At 43.5% G+C, this 22,807-nt stretch carries 10 protein-coding genes; 3 read left to right on the top strand and 7 right to left on the bottom strand.

Annotated features, from left to right (window positions below; translation table 11 throughout):
- Nucleotides 1-59: 59 nt before the first annotated feature.
- From priA to MLE17_RS10735, 3 genes are all read left to right on the top strand, one after another.
- A complete protein-coding gene (gene priA / locus MLE17_RS10745) occupies nt 60-2,531 on the top strand; it encodes a primosomal protein N' (protein WP_243348800.1) in 2,472 nt (823 codons plus the stop codon).
- A gap of 176 nt (nt 2,532-2,707) precedes the next feature.
- The gene (locus MLE17_RS10740) at nt 2,708-3,220 is read left to right on the top strand and encodes a low molecular weight protein-tyrosine-phosphatase (RefSeq protein WP_243348799.1); all 513 of its coding nucleotides are present in this window, start codon (nt 2,708-2,710) and stop codon (nt 3,218-3,220) included.
- Between the two features lie 65 nt (nt 3,221-3,285).
- Nucleotides 3,286-5,283 (top strand): HD family phosphohydrolase, encoded by a 1,998-nt coding sequence (locus MLE17_RS10735; protein ID WP_243349001.1) that lies wholly within the window; start codon nt 3,286-3,288, stop codon nt 5,281-5,283.
- Nucleotides 5,284-5,973: 690 nt separating this feature from the next.
- Here the strand turns inward: MLE17_RS10735 and MLE17_RS10730 are convergent.
- From MLE17_RS10730 to MLE17_RS10700, 7 genes are all read right to left on the bottom strand, one after another.
- Nucleotides 5,974-8,685: an autotransporter-associated beta strand repeat-containing protein gene (locus MLE17_RS10730; RefSeq protein ID WP_243348798.1), complete on the bottom strand. Its 2,712-nt coding sequence runs from the start codon at nt 8,683-8,685 to the stop codon at nt 5,974-5,976.
- Between the two features lie 534 nt (nt 8,686-9,219).
- On the bottom strand, nt 9,220-10,965 hold the full coding sequence (locus MLE17_RS10725; RefSeq protein ID WP_243348797.1) for a RagB/SusD family nutrient uptake outer membrane protein: 1,746 nt from the start codon (nt 10,963-10,965) through the stop codon (nt 9,220-9,222).
- Nucleotides 10,966-11,080: 115 nt separating this feature from the next.
- On the bottom strand, nt 11,081-14,221 hold the full coding sequence (locus MLE17_RS10720; RefSeq protein ID WP_243348796.1) for a SusC/RagA family TonB-linked outer membrane protein: 3,141 nt from the start codon (nt 14,219-14,221) through the stop codon (nt 11,081-11,083).
- A gap of 21 nt (nt 14,222-14,242) precedes the next feature.
- Nucleotides 14,243-15,940 carry a fasciclin domain-containing protein gene (locus MLE17_RS10715; RefSeq protein WP_243348795.1) on the bottom strand — a complete coding sequence of 566 codons (1,698 nt, stop codon included), beginning with the start codon at nt 15,938-15,940 and terminating at the stop codon, nt 14,243-14,245.
- A gap of 36 nt (nt 15,941-15,976) precedes the next feature.
- Complete coding sequence (locus MLE17_RS10710) at nt 15,977-17,794, bottom strand: fasciclin domain-containing protein (RefSeq protein WP_243348794.1); 1,818 nt, start codon at nt 17,792-17,794, stop codon at nt 15,977-15,979.
- Between the two features lie 90 nt (nt 17,795-17,884).
- Nucleotides 17,885-19,492: a RagB/SusD family nutrient uptake outer membrane protein gene (locus MLE17_RS10705; RefSeq protein ID WP_243348793.1), complete on the bottom strand. Its 1,608-nt coding sequence runs from the start codon at nt 19,490-19,492 to the stop codon at nt 17,885-17,887.
- A gap of 12 nt (nt 19,493-19,504) precedes the next feature.
- The gene (locus MLE17_RS10700; protein ID WP_243348792.1) at nt 19,505-22,807 is read right to left on the bottom strand and encodes a SusC/RagA family TonB-linked outer membrane protein; all 3,303 of its coding nucleotides are present in this window, start codon (nt 22,805-22,807) and stop codon (nt 19,505-19,507) included.

The raw sequence follows: 22,807 nt of genomic DNA, 5'->3' as shown, positions 1-22,807 counted from the left end.
TTTGTTTGATACCGTGGCCGACTGATTTTTCGTACCTTTGTCCGGATTTAAATGAAGTTATGGATTTATCGCCACGATTTGTAGATGTAATACTCCCTTTGCCCCTGCCAAGGTACTTTTCGTACTCGTTGCCGCAGGAATTTGTCGATGCCGTGCAACCCGGTTGCCGGTTGATTGTACCGTTTGGCAAAAGGAAATTCTACACCGCCATTACCGTGCGCATCCATAACGAGGCTCCGCTGGATTACGAGACCAAAGAGGTGGTTTCCCTGCTGGACGAAAAACCGATCCTGCGCGAACCTCAACTGAAATTCTGGGAATGGATTGCCTCCTACTACCTTTGCGCTGTGGGCGACGTTTACAAAGCCGCCCTGCCTGCCGGACTGAAACTGGAGAGCGAGACCAGACTGATGCTCAATCCGGACATCGTGCCCGAATCGCTCACCCTGACCGAGAAAGAGATTCAAGTACTGGATAAACTTCCTGCCGAGGAAAAGGTGACGATTCTCGACCTGGAACGGGAGACCGGCATTCGCAACCTCACCCCTGTCCTCAAATCGCTGTTGGACAAAGAGGCGATTATCATCAGCGAAGAGCTGAAAGAGAGCTTCCGCCCCAAAACGGAGAACTTTGTGCGCCTGACCATTCCGGCTGATGACCAGGAACGTCTTCGTCCCGTTTTTGATGAACTTTCCAGGGCGCCCAAGCAGCTAAACCTGCTACTTCACTACCTCGACATTACCCATTATCTTCAGGAAAAACAGGCAATTGAGATATCGAGAAAAGATTTATTGGAAAAGGCCAATGCAACACCTTCAGTATTAAAAGCATTGACCGATAAAGGCATTTTCGAAATCTATCAAAAAGAAATCGGTCGTCTCGCCAGCTACGAGCGCGACACCGTCGATGCTTTTATCCTCAACGAAGCGCAGCAAGAGGCTTTCAACCAGATCAATCAACAATTTACCGATAAAAGCACGGTCCTGCTGCATGGAGTTACCTCCTGCGGTAAGACGGAAATCTATATTCACCTCATCGAAGCCCAGCTGCAACAGGGCAAACAGGTGCTTTACCTATTGCCTGAGATCGCCCTCACCACGCAGCTGACTGACCGGTTGAAGCGCGTGTTTGGCGATAAACTGGGCATTTACCATTCGAAATTTTCCGACAACGAGCGGGTAGAAATCTGGAATAACCTCCTCAACCGGAAAGGATATCAGGTCATTCTGGGAGTGCGTTCCTCGGTGTTTCTTCCCTTTAGTAATCTGGGGCTGATCATCGTGGACGAAGAGCACGAGAACACCTATAAACAACAAGACCCGGCACCCCGTTACCATGCCCGCAATGCAGCGATTGTATTGGCTGCAATGCACGGGGCTAAGACGCTCTTAGGTACTGCCACTCCTTCCATCGAGACTTATTTCAATGCCCAAACCGGCAAATACGGGTTGGTGGAACTATTCCAGCGCTACGAAGGGCTACAACTTCCCGCAATCGAAGCGGTGGATACAAAAGATCTGCGCCGTAAGAAGCTGATGAAATCGACCTTCTCCCCCACCCTGATTGACAAAATCAACGAGGCGTTGGAGAGAAATGAGCAGGTCATCCTGTTTCAGAACCGCCGCGGCTTTGCCCCAATGGTGGAATGTCAGCTATGCGCGTGGGTGCCCAAATGCAAACATTGTGACGTGAGCCTCACCTATCACAAACGGTTGAATCAGCTCACCTGCCACTATTGCGGATATACTTACCAAATTCCCCGCTCCTGTCCCGCTTGCGGCCACCACTCCTTAGAGATGCGCGGCTTTGGCACGGAGAAGATTGAAGATGAAATCAGGGAACTGTTTCCGCAAGCCGGAGTGGGCCGCATGGATTTTGATACCACCCGCAGCCGGAAGGCTTATGAGCAGATTATCCGCGACTTTGAGACCCGCAAAACGCATATCCTGATTGGCACACAGATGATCTCGAAAGGACTGGACTTTGATAACGTCAGCGTGGTGGGTATCCTCAGCGCCGATACCATGATGAACTTCCCCGATTTCCGTTCGCACGAGCGGGCTTACCAGCTCATGACACAGGTCAGCGGCCGCGCCGGTAGGAAAAATAAGCGAGGATTGGTGATTCTGCAAAGTTCGGAACCCGGCCATCCGGTCATTCGCCAGGTGATTGACGGGAATTATCGTGCCATGTACGAAACCCAACTGGCCGAGCGCCATCTGTTTCGTTATCCGCCCTTCTTCCGGCTGATATACATTTACCTGAAACATAAAAATGAAACCCTCCTTTCGGAAATGGCGTCCGAAATGGGTGAACGCCTGCGCGCTGTATTCGGGCCACGCGTATTGGGGCCGGATTCTCCTCCTGTAGCGCGGATTCAGACCTTCTACATTCGTAAGATTATATTGAAAATTGAGAATCAGGCCAACCTTCAGCGGGTCAAAGATCACCTTCAACACATTCGGACAGAAATGACCTCAGATGAGCGTTTCAAGTCCCTGATGGTCTATTATGATGTGGACCCGATGTAATCATTTTATCAAAACTCTATCCTTTTCTGTCAATCCCCTCTTCAATATTTGATCAAAACGATAGTTATTCGCCTGAAAATTATATTTTTGCAGACTTTTATCGCTATTTCAGACCTTTGATTCAACATTAAACTTAATAGGTGTTTAGGTTGTTTTAGAATTACAACTCGCTATAAATGAACAAGAAAGCGTTTAACGAAACTATTGATATAGAGCCAATAAGAATCCTGTTTGTCTGTCTGGGAAATATCTGCCGCTCTCCCGCTGCCGACGGCATTATGCAAAAACTGGTGGAAGATGCAGGACTGGACAATCTCATCACGATCGACTCTGCCGGAACCTATGGCGGTCATGCCGGTGATCTTCCCGATGCACGTATGCGCCATCACGCCCGCCGACGCGGTTATGAACTGCACCACCGCTCCCGCAAGGTAAGATCTGATGACTTCGAAGATTTTGACCTTATTCTCGCTATGGATGATGCCAATTACGACAATCTCTTCCGGATGGCTCCAAGCCCTGAAGCACGACAGAAAATCCGCCGCATGACTGACTTTTCCCAAAGACTACTGGTGGATCATGTGCCGGATCCTTATTACGAAGGCGCTAATGGTTTCGAACGGGTGCTTGACATTCTCGAAGATGCCTGCTCAGGGCTGCTGAGCGCTATTAAAGACTCCAAACTATGACACGTTCCGAAACTGCCATTTATACCAGAAGACAGAAGATTAAACTCATCGCAGTCAGACTCATCATGTTCCTGACTGCCGTACTGGTTATAGCCTACTTCTTTCCCCGGGAAGGGAAATTCAAATATCAGTTTCAGGCCGGTAAACCGTGGAAATATGGTTTGCTGACAGCCTCCTTTACTTTTCCCGTTTACAAAACCGACGAACAGGTAAAACGGGAACAGGACAGCCTGTTAAAGGATTTTCGGCCTTACTACAAAGTAAACATGACGACCTCCGATGCCGAGAAGTCAAGGCTTTTCAATGATTATAACACGACCCTGAACACCAAAATCAACAGCGCCCACCTGAAATACATTGAAAATGCGCTGATTCACATTTACATGACAGGAGTGGTTTCTGCCAATGACCTGAACAGGCTTCAGTCGGAGAATATCACAGAGATTCGTGCCGTGGAAAGCAATACGAGCAAGGAACGGGCTCTTTCCACCCTCTTTACGGTAAAAACGGCTTACGAATATATCATCAACAATGCACCGGGCTATCTGGATAAGACTTCCCTTCAGGAGTGCGGCCTCAACAACTACCTGATTGAGAACCTGACCTATGATGAAAAGACCTCGGAACGGGTAAAAAAAGAGATGATCAGCACCCTCTCGCTTACTTCGGGCGTTGTGCAAGCCGGAGAACGAATCATCGACCGCGGTGAAATCATCAGCGACCATACCTACAACATCCTGCGCTCGCTCAAAATAGAATACGAACAGCGTTCGGGTACCGTACAACAAACCAGTTGGGAAATCATCGGTGAAGTGATCCTGATCTCCAGCCTCTTTACCTTCATGTTTCTTTATCTGTTTTTGTTCCGTTACCAGACCTTCGAAAAGCTGCGACTGCTGTTCTTTATCTTACTGATGATAACCGGCATGGCAATCATCACAGCGCTGAATGCCCAATACAAGCTATTTAGCATTTATGTGATTCCGTTTGCCATAGTACCAATCATTGTCCGTACCTTCTTCGATTCACGGACGGCTTTGTTCACCCACTTCATTACAGTGTTGATCTGTGCCTTTATGGCGCCTTTTCCGTTTGAATTCATGCTGTTGCAGATCACAGTGGGTATGACTGCCGTCTCCACATTGAAAGACCTTACACAACGCTCTCAGCTGGTCCAAAGCTCGGTATTGACCACTCTCACCTATCTTTTGATCTATCTGGGATATGCACTGATCCAGGAAGGTAACTGGGAGAAGCTGAACTGGCACATGTTTATCTACTTTCTGGTAAATGGACTGTTGCTGCTGTTTGCTTACCTGTTGATTTACATTTTTGAGAAAATATTCGGATTCGTATCACACGTGACGTTGGTGGAGTTATCCAATATCAATTCGCCGTTCCTGCGCAAGTTTTCGGAAGAGTGCCCCGGCACATTCCACCACTCGCTTCAGGTCTCCAATCTGGCCGTGGAAGCAGCTATGAGGGTAAATGCCAACACTCAGCTTATCCGTACCGCCGCTCTCTATCATGATATTGGGAAAATGGAGAATCCCGTCTTCTTCACCGAAAACCAGACGGGGGTAAACCCGCACGACAAACTGGAAATCGAGCAAAGTGTACAGATCATCATCAATCACGTGAAAGATGGTGCCCGTACAGCTCAAAAGCTGGGACTGCCGGAGCAGATTATAGACTTTATCTACACTCACCATGGGACAAGCCGAGCGAAGTATTTCTATAATTCGTTTAAGAACAAATACCCCGACCGCGAGATTGACGAGTCGCTCTTTACCTATCCAGGACCGAATCCGTTTAGCAAGGAGACAGCCATCCTGATGATGGCCGATGCCGTCGAGGCCTCTACCCGAAGCATCACTGAGTTTACGGAAGAAACTATTACCTGCATGGTGGAAAAGGTCATCAACAGTCAGATTCAGGACGGTTTGTTCAAGAATGCACCAATCACCTTGCGTGACATCGAGACCATCAAGCAGCTCTTTATCGAAAAGCTACAGACCTATTACCACACCCGGATCAGTTACCCGGATTTGAAGAAAGAGTAAAAGAACTCTATTTATATACACGACAGGCTCGGCTCTATTGAAAGAACCGGGCCTGTTTGTTTTAATCTATTTTGAAGAAGATCTCCCTGCGCGCCTTGTCCACAAACTTCCTGAGAAACGAATCTGTTACAAGACGTTTTTTAGCGCTTCCCTGCACTTTTATATCAATATAACACTGACTCTCGTTTCCGGCCTGATCGCTTCATATATCGCAAAGAAATGACATCTCGGCTAATGCTCAGGTTAAACATAAATGCCCGCATTCGTATAACCAAAGTCAGTCGCCTAATATTGACAAACTATATTCGGGGATTGAATGCCCTTCCAGTAATATTGAATTTCCTTCCTGGTGTATTGAATATATTTCCAGTAATATTGATATATTATCCTGATATATTGAAATAGCTTCCTGTAATATTGAATATAATATCACGTGAATTAAAATATATTCTTGTTATATCGAATATCTATCTTGATATATTGAAATTTACTACATATGAATTGAATGCCTTTCTAATGGAATTGAATGCCTTTCTAAGGGAATTGAATGCCGTTCTAAAGGAATTGAATGCCTTTCCAGAAATATTGATTTTCTGTTAAGCTACGGATCAAATTAAAAAAGGGATGCCGCATACACGACATCCCTTGATTTATTATTAGAATCTAACTCTATGTAGTCAATTCAGTAGATTAAAAGTTAGCCACTTTCAATTTAACGTTACCTTTAGCAGTCTTCACAACTACCATGTATAGGCCTTGTGGCAATTTAACTGAAGAACTTACCTGAACACCTGAAGTATTGAATACTTTGTAAGTGTCACCAGCTTGCAATCCTGAGATTTGCAACATACCTTCAGTGAAGTAAGCTTTGATTGAAGTAGCCTGGATATCTTTAACTGCAGATGTTCCCGCCGTTTTTGCTACCACATATCCTGCTACACCATCAGCATTGGCATCAGTAAATAGCTCAGAAATATCCCATTTTGACTCATCAATACTAAAATTACCCACGAAAGTGGTAGCATAGTTTACTATATCTTCTGATGGGAATACAGCAAATTTATCTCCTACATTATAAGATCCTTTTGGTGCAATTTCAAGTGTAGCTCCAGGCTCAGCTGACAATACATTGACTTTAAGTGCAGCATCAGTTGCATTGGTGACCTTAGCAACTAGTTTTCCTGTACCTTGAATCAACATTTGGAGAGGACAGTTAAATGCTGCTACATCTACTTCCAAAACTCCGCTTACATGAGCATCACCTTGTGACATACCAGAAACATATTGCATAACGCCTAACTCATCAAGTTGTTTTGCACCTGCTATAACCGCTTTTGCACCTTCTGCGATAATCAACGTGTCTGATGATTGAGTCATTTTTCCCTTCATAATCAATGTACCAGCAGATACACGGGTATTACCTTTGTATGTCAGATTTCCAGATAAGGTCAATGTACCGGTTCCAACTTTCTCAACATGTACTGAGTCCAATGTTGAAGCGTTCTGATACTGGCTTTCATTAATAGTACCTTGAAATTCAGTATCATTATTTAAGCCCCCTATTTTCCAATAAGTTGCAGATTTAACAGTACTTATAGTGTTAGTCAATGCACCCAGAACGGCTTTTTTATGTCCGGATAATGCTCCAATAACACCTGATGTTGTGCTAGTACTGGTACCATTCACCTGCACAAGGCTATCAATAACCAGTTCTCTGGTTGCAAGTGCGGTTAAACCGGTTCCATAAACCTGCATCAACTGGTTAGAAGTCATACCGGACTGAGCTACCATAGTAATCTTTTGACCTGTCCATTCACTCAAATCAGCATTAAACTCGTTACGAGGACCGTAAGCAATCAGTTTCAACTCACCGGCACCGGTTACTTTACCACCGATACCCTGATAGTTAAGGTTGGTACCTGCAACAGACAAAGTCATGCCATCGGCAATATTTACCTCATTGTTCAATTTATTAGAAGCACCTGGTAGCGCAATAATTGCATTATTCTGAATAAATACTTTTGCAGAACCAAATCCACCTGAAGCCAGTCTTGTATAACCACCTTTCACATATACATTACCTGACAAAAGGTTCGCATTCTGAATCTGAATAGAGTCAGTTGAAGCAAGGTTCAGGTTAAGATTACCGGTTGTTTTTACCGATCCAACACCTGTAAACACAACACGACCATTATTGATGGTCCAGTTTTTGTCCATCATGTTGATTACAGTAGCAATTTGAACTGTCTGAGTAGTATCGGCGCCGTTGAAGATTACATCACGGCCATTCTGATAAGCAGTTGTAGCATTTGTTGAAGTTACAAAGTTTGCATCTGTTTCATTCCAGCTTGCAGTTTTTGATTTAGCAGCCCAGGTCAATGGACCATCATAAGATGGAGATTTTTTAAAGTGCAAATTAATTGAAGATCCGCCTGCTGCACAGATCGTTGACAATGATGTAGTATTGGCAGCATCATATACATAATATGATCCGTTTGCATCAAAACTCACGAAATCTTCAGCAGCTGCTGTATAACTCTGTCCGATCGGCAAAGATACTTGTCTTGTCTTTACAACATTACCATCCGCATCTACAGCATTTACATTTACGTTAGCATCTCCGATATAAGGTTTAACCTGAGTAATAGCAATATCATCCAGGAATCCCCAGATATAGCTTGTTGAAAACGTACCACCTGATGATCCGATAGTATTAATCAACCATGAAAAGTCTGATGCTGTTCCATCAATAAAAGGCTTACTACTTACAACAGCGGCAGCAGTCCCCGGAACAAAGTCAGGTGTAGCACCCGGAGTATAAGTTCCTTTTACAGCATTTACTGTGTAAGTCTTGGTATCAAAGTGGAGAACAACATCGATTTTAAACGCACCTTCTGTAGTAGATAATACCAATACATTGGCAGTCGGGATCGAGAAGTTTTTAGTAGAGTCACCCAACGTAACAAATTTCAAAGGCATTACCGGTCTCCATTGGCTACTTGTACGGTCACCTCCAACTCCGAAAATCGGTTTTTTATTGGAATCACAGAAATACAAATAAGTACCTGTTGAAGTTACAGTTCCCTGGTTCTTGTAAATAAACGAAATCGCAATACTGTCAGGTGAAGTAATAGGAGTCGTTACTACTTGTTTGTACATGGTACGACCCGCATTCTTGGCAATACTGGTGTTACCACCGCGTAACTCAAGGTTTTGATTGGTAGCGTTGACATTGAAACCGCCGGGATATGCAGCAGCGCCTGTAGCATCTACAGTGCCCCAATCGCCAGCCGCAACTGTCGAGAAATTCTGAGAGTAATGGTTAAACAGGAAGGTTCCCTGTGCCATTGCCATTCCCACAGAGATGGCTGAAGCCATCAGAAAAGTAATCATCTTTTTCATAGGAAATTGTTTTTGATTGATATAGTTTGGTTTATAAAAGATTGTTTTAATGGGTATTTACAGACACCTTTGCCCGTTGATTTTTGAGGTTCTGTTCTTCATCCGTATTAGCGCTTAGAGTAAGGGGCCTTGTATACTCTGTATGGAAATAACCAACTTGACCTGAAATCCACAAGAGATTACTAAGCTCTTTTTTAAAACTAAGAGTTCAACTCTTTGGCGAAAATAATACATCCCGGCGCCCTAACGAATGTCTTTTTGTACATATACATAGATTACAATACAGGAACCGTAATTTTCTCCCGAAAAGAACTATCCAACATTCAACCAGCTATTCACACCGGCATTTTAAGATGAAAATTCCCTCTTATATGCGGGTAATAGCTGCATTACATGAGAATATATCCAATAAAAAAGGACATCTTTCCAATGTTGCATCCGAAAGTGTCCATATAGAAATAGGGAATGACTGGAATGAGCCCGAACAAAATTTCAGGGCAGTGTCAGGGGATTTACCTGACACTGCCTGATCATTTATTTAAATGAATAGGGTAAATACCATTTATCTTCCGAAGAATAATCAGGTGCAGCACCTTTGTACTTCTTGTTCAACATCGTTTGAAGATAAGCTGTACCATCTTCACCATTCCGGTTCATGCGGCGGGCCACACGGGTCAGATCACTCCAGCGGGAACCTTCATAAGCACACTCCAGTGCATATTCGTCAACGATTACTTTCTCCATAAACTTAACAGAGTCAGCTGCGCTGGTCAGTCCTGTCGGAAACGATTTTGTCTTCAAAGCAGCACGTCCGCGGATACCGTTAAAATCACGCCATGGGTCACGGATATAGGGTACATCCATCATTCTGGCAGCAAAATAGAAAGGTTCCGGATAGTAGTTGTCAGGTCCCCAACCGGTACGTCTGTTTTTCTGGTTCCATACATTTTCAGGAATATCAGTCGGACGGGTCCATGAGTAGATAGAGAAACCTGTATTTACAATGGCATAGGCCAGTTTAGGATATCCGGCGCGGTTGGCTGCTTCGGCGTATCTCAGTAAAAGCTCTCCGGCACGATACAACCACCATCTTCCTGATTGCACATAAGGCTTGGTGGCGTCATAGCTGTACAAATACTTCTGCACTACGGTATCTCCGTTTACAACAGCGTAAGAAGATTCCGGTCCGCGTGAATCGTATGGGAAAGAGTTGCTTTGAACTTCACTGTTCCATTTACCAATAGAGGCAGAAGATGGCTTAAGCAAATACTGACCTTTACCCTGGTTGCCAAAGAGACGGATAAACGGATAGGTTGGCTGGAAACTTTCGTCATAACTTACGGTCCAGATCAACTCGTTAGCAGCATCACGATCTTCAGCTGTACGGGAGAACATCTCTTTCCAGCGGTTCAGCAGTGAATTTGCATCATCCGGGTGATTGTCCTGATAGAATATCTGGAAACGGAACACCGATGATGTTGCCCAGGTACTACAACGATATTTCACGTTATCACCTGTCGATTCGTTAGTAGCCAGTACTTCACGGTAGTGAGTCGCAGCCTTCACGTAGTCACCCTGGGATTCACCTCTCCACATATACAGGTCACCCAGAATCAGGTGTTTCTTTGCAAAGAAGTTATTCAGGTTATAACCATCCAGGGTGTATTTTACCAAATCAGAATTTACATAGTCTTCTTTTGTAGGTAAGCTTTCCATTTCGGTAATGAGTGAATCCAGCAAATTATCGAATGAGGTTAGTTCCATCGACTGAGCCTTTTTTACATCATCGAGAGTAATGGTCGGATCAGTGATATAAGGCACATTACCATACTGGATTCCCAGTTGAAGATAAAGCCAGCAACGCAGTGCATCCACATCGGAATAAAGCTCGTTAAACTGATCTTTGGTCAGCTTGCTATCCTTTTGCATGATCTTGAAGTTAGCCAGAGCATCGTTACAGTTCTGAATCACTTTGTAGAAAGCAGTCGGATCAGCATAAGTGTTGCTTTTGGAAGGCGTATTAGAATTGATCTCCTGAAGGTCTTTGTTTGAATTAGGGGTAAGATCAACCAGATCACCACGCAACTCATTCAATACAACGACCTGCTCAGCCAGTCCCATAAATTGTCCGTAGATACCTAAGACAGCATTATTCGCGTCAGCGACAGTTTTGTAGTGATTTTTGTATTCTAATGTTTCTTCCAGCTCGGTATCGACACACGAAGTAAAACCAAGAGCAAGAAGCAGAATACCCGGAAGGATATATTTTTTTAGTTTCATACGTCAGTATTTATTTTGTTTTGGCTACATATGGAACTCGCATACAATGTCATACTCTTTGATGAACATTTGTTCATGCTCGTTTCATACCAAATATTCGATTTTAGTTATAACATTATAATCCGATCTTAACACCTACGTAGAATGATCTGGCCAAAGGAGTATTGAAGCAGTCAACTCCATAACCGAGCGGGTTTCCTGAGAGGCTGAACTCCGGATCATAACCTTTGTATTTGGTAATAGTGCAAAGATTCTCAACTACAGCGTACACCTGCAATCCGTCAAGGAAAGAGAGCTTCTTCACCGGAACGTCATAACTGAATGTTACGTTTTTAAGTTTCACATAAGAACCATCTTCAACGAAACGGTCAGAGAATCGACTGTTCTGCATGGGATCGCCATATACTGCTTTTGGCATATCAGTTACCTGTCCTTCTACTTTCCAACGGTTCAATACCGCCTGAGTCTGATTATCAAATGTCTTTATAGATTCAAGCACCTGGCGGGTATAGTTGTAAACCTCATTGCCCAATGAATAGGTAAATAGTGCCGATACATTGAATTTTTTCCACTTAACGCTGGTATTTAAACCTCCATAAATATCCGGATTAGGATCACCAATCACAGTCATGTCATTTGCGTCGATAAGATTATCGCTTCCGCTCAGATTCTTGAATCTCACATCTCCGGCAGTGAATGGAGTCTTCACCGCACCTACCATAGTATATAACTGATTAGCTGAAGCCTGAGCTGACGTAGCATAAACTCCTTCGGTCTTATATCCGTAGAAAACACCCAGAGGTTGTCCTACTTTTGTCTGGACATAACCGGCTCCCACTGATGTCAGGTAAGCATCTCCGTCCAGTTTGGTAATCTTATTTTTATAGTGAGAAACAGTCAGTCCCATATCCCATTTCACAGGACCATTCAACAGACGACCGTTAAATGTAAGATCAATACCGCGATTGGTCATCTCGCCACCATTTGAGATATAGGTCTGGAATCCTGCTAAAGGTGAAAGTTTAGAATTTGTAATCATGTCGCTTACACGGGTGTGATACAAATCGACACTCATGCTTGCTCGTTCGTTCAACACAGCAAGGTCAAAACCTAAAGCGAATTTGTTATGACGCTCCGGACGCAAATTAGTATTGATGATATTACCACGAACAAGACCATAATTACCAAGCATATTTTGAGGAACGTAATAATAGCGGGCTGTATAGTTGCCGATATCATCATTACCTGAAGCATAATATCCGGCACGCAACTTCATCATATCCACAGCCGAAGCATCTTTCATGAATCCTTCAGAAGAGATCAACCACGCTCCGGATACCGATGGGTAAACCTGATATTGTCCGACACCTGATCCATATCTTGAAGAAGCGTCAGCAGAAGCCGTAGCATTCAGGAAATAGCGGTCTTTGATTGAATAATCCGCTGAAGCGAAGTAAGATAACCAGTTCCAGGTTCCCAAAGAACCACCTACCTGACGCAATGCGCTCAAACCGTAACTGATTGATCGATAGTAGTTGCTTGAAGAGTTGTAGCCTTTACCCCAGTCATCTTCCGCTTTGCTGGTCATGTATCTGAAACCGGCATTAACGTTCAGATTCTGATCCTCTTTAACATTGGTATTAAAGTTCAATTTGGTTTCATTGGTAAGGCTGAATAGTCTCTCTACGCGGTGTTGTTGTTTGTTGGTAACAACCGAAATCGGAAGCTCTTCATATACGATACCTTCTGATGGAAGGAAAACGCGTTCACGGTCTTTGTTGTAGTTAAGACCCGACATAGATGAAAATTTGAGACTCTTCAGGATCTGATAATCGATAGTAAAGTTACCAAGGAATCCGTAGTTAGAGTTGATCTGTGTAGCGTCCTGCATTTTTACAGGATTTGAATTTCCGAACATATCCACATCCTCGGTATTCGGAGAACGCAAACCTTCCTGGTTATAAACATAAGGAGAAGTAAACGGAGACTTAACCAAAGAGGTATAAATCGGATTCACCGTACTTACTGCGCCCTGAGATGCCAGATTCTTTGATCCATATACAAAACTCATTCCGGTACGTACCTTCAGGTCTTTGGTAAATTTGATCTCACTGTTTACACGGGCGTTAAAGCGCGAGTAATCCGTACCTTTTACCAGACCTTCATTTAATAAATACCCCAGAGAGATTGCGTAGATCGCAGTTTCGTCACCTCCGGTAACATTCATGGTGTATTTATTCTTGATTCCTTGCTGGAAAAGTTCTTTCTGCCAGTTTGTATTCTGGTTGTATTTGTAATAATCCTCATTACCTTCATATCCCCAGTTGTAAAGTACCGGTTTGGTCTGGTTTACAAAGGCCAGGTTTTGAATGTCTGTTGCACTGTATTTACCGGTGCTTTTGTACATATCGATCAGATAACTTTTCTGCTGGGCAGCCGAAAGCAGCGGCAACTCAGTCGGTCTGAGGTTGATGCCTGTTTGAGCCTGCATTTTAATCTGAGTGGCCTGATCTTTAGAGCGAAGGGTCTCAATCAGGATAACACCATTCGCACCTTTTACTCCATAAATGGTGGTTGCATCTTTGATTACGGAAATACGTTGGATATCACGTACATCAATCGTTCCCATAGGAGTAGCAATGTAACCGTCAATCAAAGAGATTCCGTTTGAATGGTTCTCTACCACCATACCGTCCACCACTAAAAGCGGTTGGTTATTGGTATAGATAGAATTAAATCCCTGCAGGAAGAAATTCAACCCTGCACCTTCCATTCCGGAACGGGTTAAACCGTTGAGCCCGGCAACATTTCCCTGTAGTAGTTGATCAGCCGAAGAGACCGGTCTGAGCGAGAAATCCTGATCAAGGGTCTTTACCGCCGAAGTGAGTCTGCTATTGTTGACTTCTCCCATTGGAGTGAGTGCATTTTTAAATACAGAGGCATATCCTTCCTCGAAGAGCGCCACATTTACATTCTTGTTGCCTTTCAAAGCCAATCTTTTACCCTGATAAGCAGGACGTGTGATGGTCAGTTCATCAAAACAACTCTTGACTTTGACAACAAACAAGCCGGAATCATTGGTCATAGCAGCGCTATATCCCTCGACTGAGACATTAGCTCCAGCCAACGGAGTTCCGGTAGAAGCATCAGTAATCTTACCCGTTATCTTCAACTCTCCTTTCTGAGCCCGGACCGGCATTATTGCTACAAACATAGCAGCAACAAGCGTAAGCAATATATGAGGTAGTTTCATCATATTTATCTGAATTATTTTCTATTAATCGTTTACGTCAACCTTTGGTACAAAGCGGATATAGTCCAGGAACATCAATCCACCGGTATCGGTACCAGATACCATTCCGGTTGCAGTGTTGGTCACAAAGAATGTTGCCAAACCGGCTCTAGGGCATTCGATTATACCGTCATAGTTCGCCACGGAAGTACTGATATATTGTGTTGCGGCATCTGTAAGCATACGGTACTTGCGAAGTTTAGTTTCGTACGGTTTTCCGGTAGCCGGATTAATCTTACCGGCAACGGTCATTCCATACAGGCAACATTCACCGGCAAACTGGTTATTTACCCCCAGTGTATTATTTTTAATCTCACCGTTGCTTGCTCTGTATAAGGACGGATATGACGGATATGAAACGTACATTTTTTGCTCTACATGAAGCGAGTCGTTGCTCATGCCCGGATAGACGCCTATATGAGATGAATAATCACTGTGAGCAACCCAGTACACATCATAGTTTGCCGAATAAAGTCTGGCTTTGTACTCCAGATAGAAGTTGGTTGCAGTAGAAACGGTTGCACTACTGTTGGTACGCAATCCCGGGTAATAGAAGTTCCATGAAGTAGAAACACCGGTACCATTAACCACTCCGGTAATGGCTTGTGTGGTGCGGCTTGAAACCATCACATCCTTACCTCCGCTTGCCCATGGACGTGAGCGTACTGAAACATAACTGAGGTTGTATGTACCAGAGTAATCTTCGCCCTGAACGGTAAACTCTTTGATTTTGTTGTTGTAGATTTTAATATCAACCCCTTTCATCACACGAACCGTACCATTAGATGCTTTATACTCAGAAACAACAGAAGCCTTTGAAAAGTCAACATTTACACCCGAAACGGCTTTCGACACAGCATTGGTAGGATCATTTCCTTTGAAGATAAGATCGGAGTAGATCTCATCGAAAACCAGTGAGTCGGTTTCAGTTTCAGTCTTTTGCTGCATATATTTCGCGTACTTCTGTGATAATTGGTTATAATTATCGGCAGTCAGTACGACCAATGTATAAGAAGAATCTTCATTCTGAATCTTCACACGGTCCAACAGGTGATTTTGAGTTACCCATACCGTATCATAGACCGGCTTATTATTTTTGTAGCCTGTCTGAATACTGCGATCCATATCCATCACTTTTTTAGTCTGGCCCATTATTGAATCCACCTGAGGGTATGTGCCTTTCTGCAAAGAGCTGACATACTCAAATAGATTCAGGGTTGACTGCACGGCATTATCCACTTTATGAAGGATGCCGTTATCACACAACAGGTCTCGAACGGTTGCATCGATATTAACAACTTTAAGATCCAGCTTTTTGCCATTCAACATGGTTACATTATCCATTTTGGATAATTCGGCAGAGCTGTAACTGTAAAACGCGATATGGTTCTTTACCAACGACTTCTTTTCTTCAGGAGTAGCATTGGCATAGGATGCCAACGCTTCATTCGAAGGAGCTAAAACGGTTACCTCAACCGCTCCGGTCAAAATGGTATCGTAGCCGGTAGCTACGACCATTTGATAAAATGTGGATAAATCAGCTCTGTTTTTCAAAGCGCTTAATACAGAACCTTCCAGTCTTGTACCCTTGGATTCCAGATGATCATCCCATACATTACATGAGGCAAGAATCATCGCAAGAAACGCCAGAGGAAAAATTATTTTATTGAATACCTTATTCATAATGTCCGTAATAATATTTATTAGCAATCAGGAATATCAGGGAGCAGGTGTCTCTACGGGAGCAGGCTCTGCTTCGTAAGGATAAATCTGCCAGTACGGGGTATCTTTGTTTACAAGTGTACCGTCGGCTGAAATCATTGGCCATACCTGATCTTCATCTTCCGGAATCAGCTGAATCATATCAAAGTAGTTACCGTCACCTTTACTTGTTGTCAACGCATCCAGACGCAATGTATGACGACCGGTAGATGTTACTTTGATCGTTCCGAGAAGCTTGCTACAGAATACGCTGGTAGTATATTTCGGAGTATAGGTTTTCCAGCCCTGCTGCACCTGTTTGTCAAAGTCCAGTTTACCGTTTGTTGTATTTTTTCCTTCTGCATTTGATCCATCGGTAGTTGGCATTGGCATATAATCCTCCAGGTTAAATACGGTTGGTAGAACCTGGTCATCCTCACCGTCCTGTTTGAATGTTGTACGGAAAGTACCCGGATTGGCACGACGCCAGCAGAACCATACTTTGTATTTACCGGTAATAAGCAATGGGAGTTTGATCTCCATCCAGCTCAATACGCCCGGGTCAAGACGGAATGTCAACTGGTCTCCGTTTACCCACTGACCTTTAACGCCACCCCAGCCGCCTACATAGTAGGTTACTTTTGGAGCGCCTTTTCCACCCCATCTCATTTCACTCAGTTCACCATCGGAAAATGGCACGGAAGTACCTACCTTACGATATCCTTTCAGCGCTTTGATCTCAGGCTGATCGGCAAAGTCCCAATACACGCGGTATGGCTTGCGTTTTTTCACCTCAAGCTGACCTAAAGCTTCCTGTACAACACCATTTGAGCACAATACATCGGTACAAACACCGGTTCTGTCCAACTGAATTCCTTTTTCATTCAACTGACCGATAATGAATTCATTGATCAGGATTGAATCCTTACTCATCTTAAATGATAATACCTGTTTAGGAGCCATTGTCGATAAAGCAGATGATATCAGGAAGTCGCGGATATATGTACGCTGTGGAATACAGTGATACTGAATAAATTGTAACAACAAACTGTCTGTATTGGTGATTTCCGGAGTATTCTTACGAAGACGGTTGATCAAAGAGTCTTTTGAATTGATTCCTAATGCTGCAAATACACTATTCTTCTGCATGATAAAAGTGTATTTATTGGAATCGTTAGCCAATACCTGATCGAAGTGGGTATCTTTTACCAATTGCTTCATGAACGAATAATCGGCATCCGGCAATGCATCGATTGTACCTGCAACGGTAGTATTAGGTTTAATCAATACCTTATCCAATGTATGAAGGATACCATTTCCGAGGCGTTCATCTCTGTCAATAATGGTTGCAGAACGGTTCACCAGGTATGAGATATTGCCATTAGTTTGAGTCGTAGTATGAGTCAGCAGATATTCTTTTTGAATATTCTGTGCGCTCAGACGACCTTCGGCAAAATCAGAGGTTGAAATTGTATCGTTTACCACATGGTAACCCACAATAGCAGCCGCCTCTTGTTTGGTGAGGTTCTCTAATGTTTTGCCGGTTTTCTGGAGGTAATCCTGTACTGCACTATTATCAGGTGCAAATACAGTATATGTACCATAGGCGTGCAACATACCTCTGTAGTCTGCTTTATCGACAATTTTCAGGAAATCAGTCAGATTATTGTTGGCATCAGCCATATACTCATCCAACATCTGCGTATCGGCTGTTCGGAATGTCTTATTATCCATTGGATTGGTACATGCCGCAAATGCAAGCAATATACCAAATGACAGAAGCGAAATGAAGCTTCGGGTAATTGATTTATTTATTGGTGTTCTCATAGCTTTCATACGTCATTATTTATTTTGTTTTTGCTACGTATGGAACTCGCATGCAATGTCATACTCTTTGATGAATATTTGTTCATGCTCGTTTCATTTTCATTTACTTGATTTTCCATCATCATAGAATGCATTTTGAACTAACTTCGGATTGGTCTCCAACTCACCCGAATAGATTGGCAAATAATGGCTGAGCTTATTTTTGTATTTAGTCTGCAAGGTGACCACCTTTTCTGACGGAGCGCTGTATTGAGCAAGCTCTGTCAGATAATCGAGGTGTTTGTAACTGTTTCGTTTTGCATTACGAAGAACATCAAACCAGCGTTTCCCTTCATAAGCCAGTTCGCGGGCTTTTTCATTCATCACAAATCGCTCAAGTGTAGCGCCATCAATTGATGAAGCGCCGGCAAGCAAATCTGTTCCGTCAGTCGCATTGGCTCTGTCACGAACAATTTTCAGAGCGTCATAGGCCTCTTTCAGTTTATCCTGGTCATTGGTATTTATCCCGATTTGAGTCAATGCCTCAGCTTTCATCAGATAAATTTCAGGAAGTCGGTATAAGATATAGTGATTCGTCATTTCTGACTGGATACGCTCTGTACCGTTAATTCTGGCTTTACCCATGTATTTCCAGATGTAACCTTTGCTTTGCGCCATCGACTCACGAATATCCGAGAAGTTATGATTGATCTGGCTTGGAGTATAGATCATTTCTGACAGGACATCTGTCTTTGCAGCGACATACCCTACCGCCTGGCTCATCATCGCGTAAAACGGATTGTAAGCCTGGTCGTTAAATTGCAGTTCGAAAATACTTTCTGAACTGTTTCCGTTAACATATACTGACTGGAACATCGCTGAAGCGTCATTTTCACTGGCAATGTAAATGGTATCATTTAGCTCAGGTGTTGTACCTTCGATAACGACCTCTTCACGGCCTACAGGATACAGGCTAAACTGTCCCGAATTGATTACTTCATCACAAAGTGCATTACATTCGGCGTATTGCTCATTCCATAAGTAGATATCAGCCAGGAGCGATTCTGCCATCCAACGGGTAACTTTACCTTTATTCAAAGCCTGATTGGTATTTGAATATTTGTAAGGCACATTATCCATTACCGCATTCAGGTCTTTGATAAGCTCGGGAATGATCTCCTCCTGAGTATTTTTAGCAACACTCATTGTTTTGGAGTTATCCACATAAGCATCTCTGATAAAAGGCACATCACCGAAAGTGCGTACAAGATAGAAGTACATCAGTGAACGGATCACTACTGCCTGCGCTTCATACTCTTTCAGCATTTGCGGGGTGAATGATTCGTCATTTACCTGTGCATCAGGAGCAAACTTCAGCAATGTATTACACTGGTTGATTGTTTTGTAGAATGATGACCACTTACAAAGCGGATTAGCGGCAGAAATCTCACCATCCATAATCTGATCCAGGTTAATAAGGCTTACACGGGGACTTGATGTGATCATGTCTGCTCTCATCTCGCCCCACAAAAACATTTTACTAACCAGATCCGTATTCAACATGGAAGAATAAATACCGGTCATAAATGATGATACATCCTCTTTGGTTTTCCAGTAATCCTGACGGGGTACACCGTCAGTCGGTTTGAGATCTAACCAGTCGCTACATCCGGGGGTAGCGATCAGGGTCAAAAGCAGTAAACAATATATATAAATTTTGTTCCTCATAATATGCTATTCTTAGAATGAAACGTTAACACCTAAAGTGAAATTCTTTGTACGCGGAGTACGTGAAGTATCATAACCCAACTTGAACGGATCACTTCCGCCGACTGATACCTCCGGATCCATACCTGTGTAGTTAGTCCAGGTGTAGAGGTTCTGAACTGTCAACCATAAATTACAGTCACTGATAAATGTTCTTTTCAGCACTTTCTTATCTAAGTTATATTTTACGGTCAATGATTTCCAGCGCAGGAATGATCCATCCTCTACGTATCGGTCAGAACCAAGATAGTTGTATCCACCTTTATAGTAAGCTCTTGGCAAAAGGTCAGCCGGTGCATCTGATTCATTCTCATACGAGTGTCTCCAGCGTTTAAGAGTCGCAGTACTCTGATTATCGAATCCGTTCATACTCTCCAGAGACATCTTGGTTGAGTTAACCACGTCGTTTCCATATCTGAAGTTGAAGAATGCATTTACAGTCAGATTCTTATACCGGATACCGGGACCGAAACCTCCGGTCAACAACGGGTTGGCATTTCCCAGATACACAATATCCTGATAGTCAATATTACCATCGTGGTTGATATCCCCATATTTAGCATCCCCCGGTTGGAACTGATAACCGATAGAAGGATATGCAAATCTCATCTGCACAGGCACCCGGTTACCATTGTTGTCATAGGTATAAATCTTATTACCGTTAGCATCACGTGCAATGGTCTGGTCCTGATTCAGGTAAACACCTTTATAACGGTAACCGTAGAAAGAACCCAGAGGCTGGTTGATCTCAAGTCTCTGCAAATAGTTCCCATTATTGGTACTGGTTCCGCTCTCCATAGGATATTGCTCGGAAATACTACGGATATAGTTCATATTTCGGGCCACGTTGAAGTTCATCGAAATAGAGAGATCTTTTGTTTTATAAGGTATAGTGTTGATTGACAACTCCCATCCCTGGTTATCCATCACCCCGGCATTCATATCCACAGAAGAGAAACCGGTAGAAGTCGGGATATCCAGTCCGTAGAAGAATAAATCGCTGGTACGTTTCTTATAAAGCTCAAGGTCAATATTGATACGATTCTGGAACGCGGCAAAGTTTAACCCCACGTTTTTCTGGATCGATTTCTCCCAGCGAAGGTTAACCAACTCAAGGCTTCCCGGGTAAGTACCTTGTTCTCCGAGGTAGGAGTAGTTATACAGGTTGTATGCACTGATGTATGCAAAGTCATATTTGGGTTGGTTACCGTTTACACCATAACTGGCACGGAAACTTAACTCATCAAGCCATTTGCTGGACCATTTCATGAAAGGTTCGCCTGAAAAACGATAACGGACAGAGACACTTGGGAATGTTCCGAAACGGTATGCGCTACCAAACTTAGAGCTACCGTCAGTACGGATGCTACCATTAACGATATAACGGTCCAGCAGGCTATACTGAGCATTCAGGAAGATTGACGCCGATCTGTTTTCAGTAGAGCTTGAGTAAATACCAAGATTTGCATCATTGGCTACACGTGCTGCTATAGACGGGTCCTGAAGGTATGGACTTGCACCGTTACCGGTAGTCGCTTTGTAACTCTGGGCAATCTTGTCATAAGTATTGATACCCAACAGTCCCTGAAGGGTGTGCATTTTACCAATCTCAGGAGTATAGATCAACTTCTGGAATGTCTGGAGAATAAATGCCTCACTGTCAATATCATCCGAACGGTTTACACTCACCTCGTTCCATGGACGGCCAGTAGCTGTCTGAGGTAAGAATGCTTTGGTTTTGTCATTCATCACGTCCAAACCGACATCAAACTGATATCTCAGTGACTCTAAAGGAAAGTAAATCAATGAAAGGTTTGAAGTAACACGGTCACTCAGCAATTTGAATTTACCTTCGTTGGCCATTGCTACCGGGTTATAAACTCCGCCGCCTGTACTCCAGTAACCTTGCGGTGTAGTCAGTGGTGAGAAATAGTTCCCGGTCAGATTACCTACTTCATCGTATTCGTAAATACTCATGTTTGGCATTTTGGTGAATGCCATCGTACTAACGTCGGTATTACTTTTCAGATATGAAATATAATTCCGGTTATTGGTACCGTGTGTATATGACATGCTTCCCTGGAACTTGATCTTTGAGGAAACGTTGTAGTCAATATTCAAACGGGAAGAGATACGCTGATAGTCAGTTCCGATAACGGTACCGTTCTGATCGTAGTAGCCTAAGGATACACGGTATTGAGCTTTCTCGCCACCACCACTGATTGATACGTTATGATCCTGGGTTTTACCCACCTGAGTCACAGATTTATACCAATCCGTGTTTTGTCCATAGTTATAGAAATAGTACGGCTGATTTACATCATAAGCAAATTCAGGGTAGTTGATCGGGCTGTATGAAATACCGGAGTTCAGCAATTCCTCCTGGATAAGAGTAGAATACTGGTCTCCCGAAAGAGTTGGAATACCTTTCGGTCTTTCATCCAATGAACCTTTAAAAGTATAAGAGACACGTGGCTTACTGATTGCTCCGCGTTTAGTGGTAATCAAAAGCACACCGTTTGCTGCACGTGAACCGTAAATAGCGGTAGCGGCCGCATCTTTCAATACGGTAATTTCTTTGATATCGTCCGGCGCAATATTCAACATCTGAGAGTATGCCTCTTCATCGGCTGTGGCAAAGTCAAAATCGGCAGAGATCGTTGTCTCGTATGGGAATCCGTCCACAACGATCAAGGGTTGAGATGATCCGTTGATAGAGGTGGTACCACGAATACGAATCGACATACCTGCACCCGGAGTACCGGAGTTTGCCACGATATCCATACCGGCCACACGTCCCTGCAAGGCATCGTCAATCCCGGCAACGGCAAGATCTTCAAGCTCTTTAGCGTCAATCTTGGTGGCCGATACGGTAAGGTCCCGTTCCGCGATATTCATCATACCGGTATTCATCTTCTTCTTACCGACAACGACCGCTTCTTTCAACTGAACAGACTCTTCGTTAAGAGCAATATTGATCAATGTCTGCTGACCGATAGGAACTACTTTCTTCTTAAATCCTGAATATGAGACTTCAAGTGTACAGCCCGGAGTAAGATTTACCACCAAACTGTAGTTACCGTCCATATCTGTCTGGGCGCCGGAGATCAGACGTCCGTCTTTATTCTTGATAATAACATTAGCAACAGGCAGAGGCATCTTATCCTGCGCAGATGTCACTTTACCACGAAACATGGTTCGGCCCTGTGCATGTAAGACACATGGCATAAGGACTATGCTTATCAATAAGAGATACTTATATATAAAATTTCTCAT

The sequence above is a fragment of the Parabacteroides sp. FAFU027 genome, assembly GCF_022808675.1.
Taxonomy (GTDB): domain Bacteria; phylum Bacteroidota; class Bacteroidia; order Bacteroidales; family UBA7332; genus CAXXIC01.
This window is presented reverse-complemented; position numbering and strand designations above follow the sequence as displayed.

Coding starts and splice junctions, on each gene's coding strand:
- MLE17_RS10720 (WP_243348796.1), bottom strand. CDS start 14,221: ATGATGAAACTACCTCATATATTGCTTACGCTTGTTGCTGCTATGTTT.
- MLE17_RS10725 (WP_243348797.1), bottom strand. CDS start 10,965: ATGAAACTAAAAAAATATATCCTTCCGGGTATTCTGCTTCTTGCTCTT.
- MLE17_RS10715 (WP_243348795.1), bottom strand. CDS start 15,940: ATGAATAAGGTATTCAATAAAATAATTTTTCCTCTGGCGTTTCTTGCG.
- MLE17_RS10735 (WP_243349001.1), top strand. CDS start 3,286: ATGTTCCTGACTGCCGTACTGGTTATAGCCTACTTCTTTCCCCGGGAA.
- priA (WP_243348800.1), top strand. CDS start 60: ATGGATTTATCGCCACGATTTGTAGATGTAATACTCCCTTTGCCCCTG.
- MLE17_RS10740 (WP_243348799.1), top strand. CDS start 2,708: ATGAACAAGAAAGCGTTTAACGAAACTATTGATATAGAGCCAATAAGA.
- MLE17_RS10730 (WP_243348798.1), bottom strand. CDS start 8,685: ATGAAAAAGATGATTACTTTTCTGATGGCTTCAGCCATCTCTGTGGGA.
- MLE17_RS10705 (WP_243348793.1), bottom strand. CDS start 19,492: ATGAGGAACAAAATTTATATATATTGTTTACTGCTTTTGACCCTGATC.
- MLE17_RS10700 (WP_243348792.1), bottom strand. CDS start 22,807: ATGAGAAATTTTATATATAAGTATCTCTTATTGATAAGCATAGTCCTT.
- MLE17_RS10710 (WP_243348794.1), bottom strand. CDS start 17,794: ATGAAAGCTATGAGAACACCAATAAATAAATCAATTACCCGAAGCTTC.